This is a genomic window from Promineifilum sp. (SeqCode) (assembly GCF_041918635.1).
Lineage (GTDB): Bacteria > Chloroflexota > Anaerolineae > Promineifilales > Promineifilaceae > Promineifilum.
Map to the genome: position 1 here is coordinate 1 of NZ_JAYRVJ010000506.1, position 4,591 is coordinate 4,591.

At 62.9% G+C, this 4,591-nt stretch carries 3 protein-coding genes; all 3 read right to left on the reverse strand.

What is annotated here, in order from left to right:
- Positions 1 to 785, reverse strand: a 785-nt coding sequence (locus tag ACE3UY_RS15360) for an ABC transporter permease (protein WP_374688377.1), incomplete at its 3' end; no start/stop codon positions are given.
- A gap of 24 nt (positions 786 to 809) precedes the next feature.
- On the reverse strand, positions 810 to 1,997 hold the full coding sequence (locus ACE3UY_RS15365) for an ABC transporter permease (RefSeq protein ID WP_374688378.1): 1,188 nt from the start codon (positions 1,995 to 1,997) through the stop codon (positions 810 to 812).
- A 267-nt stretch (positions 1,998 to 2,264) separates the two neighbouring features.
- A complete protein-coding gene (locus ACE3UY_RS15370) occupies positions 2,265 to 4,229 on the reverse strand; it encodes a peptide ABC transporter substrate-binding protein (protein ID WP_374688379.1) in 1,965 nt (654 codons plus the stop codon).
- Positions 4,230 to 4,591 lie beyond the last annotated feature (362 nt).

Below are 4,591 nucleotides of genomic sequence, written 5' to 3' on the forward strand. Positions count from 1 at the left end.
AGCGCCGACTCCGTCACGATGACGCCGCCCAGCGCCAGCGAAGCGTTGACGATGATGGGCGGCAGGGCGTTGGGCATCATGTGTCGGGTGATGATCTGGAAGTCCGACATGCCCAGCGCGCGCGACGCCTCGGTGAACTCCTGGTTGCGCAGGCTCAGCACCATGCCGCGCGCCAGACGGCACGCCCCTGTCCAGCCAAATAGGGTCAAAATAGCGATGATGACAAACGCCTGGCTCCACTCCGGCGGCAGAAACGGGATTTGCAGGTCGCGCAGAATCGACGACAGGGTTAATAGCAGCGGCAGCGTGGGCAAGATAATCACGAACTCGGTCAGGCGTTGGATCGAATTGTCCACCCGCCCACCGAAATAGCCTGAGACGGCCCCCATGAACATGCCGAACGTCTCCGAGACGATGACCACGGTGAAGGCGATGAACAGCGACAGCCGCCCGGCCAGCAGGATGCGCAAGAGCACGTCCCGACCCAGCTCGTCCGTTCCCATCGGGTGCTCCAGCGAGGGCGAGGCGTTGATGTTGCGCAAGTCCTGGCCGTCGCGCCGGTAAAGCACCTCGGCATCCTCGGACACGTTGTAATAGGTCATCCGTGTCATGATGATCGGGCCGATGATGACGGCCAGGATGATCAGGATCAGCAGGACGAGGCTGGCCGTAGCCAGATGGTGCCGCCGCAATCGCCGCCAGTAGACGGCGACAAGCGGTTCGGGCTTCGAGGTGAGCAGGGCCTCGGCTTGCAGGCTGGTGGCGTCCAGTTCAGCTACTGACATGATGTTTGGTCCCCTTTATCCGTCCTACTCGAACCGGATACGCGGATCAACGATGGTATAGAGCACGTCACCGACAAGGGTGGCGATGACGACAAGAATGGCCGAGATGAACAGAATCGCCATCACGATGGGCCAGTCGTCGCGGCCCAGGGCGTCGATGAACAGGCGCCCCATGCCGGGATAGTTGAAGATCGTTTCCGTCAGGATAGCGCCGCTGAAGATGCCCGGAATCTGGAACACGACGATGGTGACCAGCGGGATGAGCGCGTTGCGGGCGGCATGCTTGGCGACGACGGCGCGCTCGCGCAGCCCCTTGGCGCGGGCGGTGCGCACGTAATCCTGGCGCAGCACCTCCAGCATGGAGGAGCGCATGAAGCGGCTCCAGCCGGCCAGATAGAGCAAGGTCAGCACCGTCACCGGCAGGAAGAGGTGAACGATGCGGTCGGACAGCGTGCGCGGCTCGATGTTGAGCACGTCCTGGATACTGCCGGCCGTGACGCGCGTGGTGAACACGTCGCCCGACGGGAAGTAGGGCAGCCCCCACTCCTGGAATTTAAGCGTGAAGAGCATCACCATGAGCAGGCCGAACCAGAAAACGGGCATGGCGATGCCGAAGAAGCTAAAGGTGGTGACAACGTAGTCCAGCTTGGAGTATTGGCGCACGGCGGAGATGATGCCGATAGGGACGGCGATAACCAGCGAGATGACCGTCACCGTGGTCATCAGGATGATGGTGTTCTTGACGCGGCTGCCGATGACGCTGGTGACCGTCTGGCCGCGGGCCAGCGCCCACGACTCGCCCCAGTCCCAGCGCAGAATGCCGCGGCTGCAGGGCGGGGTTTTGGTCGGGTCGGCCCCCCGGTTGGTGCCGCCGGCCGCGGCGCACACCGGCGACTGGAAGTCGGCCCACGTCCCGGTCACGTACATCTTATCGGTCGGCCCGGGGTTGCCGATGGCGTTGCCCACCTCATCGACCCAGTCCTCGCCCAGCAACCAGGTCAGGTAGGCCAGGTAGAACGGCTTGTTGAGGCCGAGCGTCTGCTCGATGCGGGCGATCTCCTGGGGGCTGAGACGGTTCTTCGCCCCCACGGCCATGTTCAGGCCGGACAGCGGCCCGCCGGGAACCGCGTGAAGCAAGGCGAAAATGGCGATAGTCGCCACAATGACGACCATGATCATCTGTAACGCGCGGCGGATGAGATAGCTGGTCATCGATCACCTCCGGGCTGTTTAGGGGATGCTGGCGCGAGGGCGAGGTCCGCCGGGCCAAGACGCCGGCATTCGCACCCACCACTCCACTGGAATAGGCCAGACACACACCCGCAGCCGGTAAGATGGCAAATTATAGCAGTAGCCCCCGGCCAGCGCCACAGGTCGTTGACATGACCAACAACCGCAGCCGCCGGCCGCTGGCAATAGCCAAATGTGGCGGCGGCGCGTACGCGCCGCCGCCACATTCAGACTATGTGCAATCGAACCTTACTGCTGCAGGTCGATCTCCTCGATGTTGTACAGGTGGGAGTTCTGGGTCGGGTCGATGCCGTAGTTCAGAACTTCGGGCCGGGTGACGCCGGTCTTCACGCTGAGGAAGACCGGGATGACCGGAACCTGCTCAGAGAAGATCTGCTGGGCCCGGGTGTGGCCTTCGATGTACTCCGGCGTGCCGGGCAGCGAGCCGAGCGCCTGAGCGCAGGCCGCGTCATACTCCGGATCGTTCCAGCCGGTGTTGTTCTGGCCGCCCCAGCCGCTGCCGAAGGGCTGCTCGGTGCGCGGGTTGATCTCGTCGGACGGACCGGGGATCTGGTTGCCCATGTACAGTTCACACGCCGGCTGCACGCCCGTCAGCCAGGCGAACAGACCCAGGTCATAGCGGCGGCCGAACAGCGGGCCTTCCGGGCCGTCGGCAAACCATTCGCTGGCCGGCAGGGTGTAGAGCTGCACGTCGATGCCGCAGGCGGCCATGTTCTCTTTGAAGATCTGGGTCATGCCGGCGCGCAGCACGTTGCCGGCCGTCGTGCCCAGGCTGGGGGCGAAGCGATTGCCATCCGGGTCGAGGCGGAAGCCATCGGCGTCGCGCTGGTCGTAACCGGCCTCATCCAGGAGCGCGTTGCCCGCTTCGGGATCGAACGCCCACTCAGTCAGGCCCTCGGTCGGGTACAGCGGATGGACGCTGGGGATGTAGCTGTGGATGACTTCCGAACGGCCGAAGAGCAGGTTGTCCACCATGCTCTGGCGGTCGGTGCACTGGATCATCGCCTGGCGGACGCGCACGTCCTCGAACCAGTCATAGCGGGTGTCGGTGTAATCGCCGAAGGTATCGACGGCGAAGTCGATGTGCTGGTAGGTCGTGCCCGTCTGGAAGTAGGGAACCAGCAGGCCGGAAGCCTCGGCTTCGGTCAGGAACGGCGCGTCGGCGACTTCGAGGCCCGGCTCGGGCACGATGTCGCACTGGCCGGAGAGCACCTGGGCCAGCAACTGGTTGGTGTCGGGGATGAACTTGAAGGTGACGCTGTCCAGATAGGGCAGGCCTTCATCGGCGCGATAGTAATTCTCGTTCCGGACGAGGCGGATGCTGTCGCCGGCGATCCACTCCTCGATCTTGAACGCGCCATAGCTGGCGGGCATGCGGCTGGACTCTTCGGCCTCCAGCAGTTCGGCGGCCGTGAAGCCACTCCACAGATGCTCCGGCAGCGGGTACCAGAAGTTGATGAAGTACGTCGAGTCGCGGAAACCCGGCAGACCCGTCCAGCGCGTGGTCAGATCGCCCGTCGCCTCATAGCTGGCGGTGCGCTCGGCGGTGTACTTGGTGGAGGGCGTATCCGGGTCCAGGAGCAGATTGAAGCTGTAGACGGAGTCGGACGCCTTGACCGGCGTGCCGTCTTCCCAGACCAACGGCTTCATCGTGAAATCGGCGACCAGCTGGTCCATCATGACCGGCGTGCCGTCGAAGGTCACTTCTTCGCCATCGGAATTCATGACTACGTCGCCGGCCGCCAACGGCCCGACCACGTCGCCCACCTTCAGGACGACGTCGCCCTCGTTGACTTCCACGGAGCTAAGGGTCGCGTCGCCGTCCTCCAAACTGGGCAGCTTCTCCAGGCCGTTGGCCTGGAACGCATAGGAGAGCGTGTCGTACGGGTCTTCGTAGATGGCGTGATGCACGTTGGTGGCCGCGAGCATCGAACCGCCATAATAGTACAGCGTCTCCGGCTCCTGAGACTGGCAGATGACCAGGTCTTTCGGCTGGGCCGGCGCTTCGGTCGGGGCGACGGTCACTTCGACCACCTGCTCCACGACGCGGGTCACTTCGACGGTCTGGCTCTCACCCTCCACAACGCGGGTGACTTCGATAGTCTGCACCTCGGCCTGCGGCTGGCAAGCCACCAGCACGACAGCGCCAAGCAATACAAAGAGCGCGGCAAGCGCCCAAGCTTTCTTCGACATGTTAGATTGTCCTCCTCTAACGCATATCAACACGTTGACTCAACCCGGACCCATAATTTTCAGCAGCACATCCGGGTTGTGGCCGTTTCGGCGTCTTCGCAAACGGGTGAGGTCATCTTTGCGACTCCATGAGCGCAAACAGGTAGGAGCTCCGCCAGACGCACCACCTCCTTCAATTTGAACTCGCCGCTTCCAACCGGATAAACAAAAACAGCCAGCGTGCATAGACGCCGGCTGTACTTACTTACCGATTAACTCCGTTCCCTGTGATCGCAGCGAATAGACACATGTAGATGATAGTGTGCTTAGAACCTGGGGCGAATTATATTGGATCAAAATGCCCATGTCAAATAAGGGACAAT

Coding starts and splice junctions, on each gene's coding strand:
- ACE3UY_RS15370 (WP_374688379.1), bottom strand. CDS start 4,229: ATGTCGAAGAAAGCTTGGGCGCTTGCCGCGCTCTTTGTATTGCTTGGC.
- ACE3UY_RS15365 (WP_374688378.1), bottom strand. CDS start 1,997: ATGACCAGCTATCTCATCCGCCGCGCGTTACAGATGATCATGGTCGTC.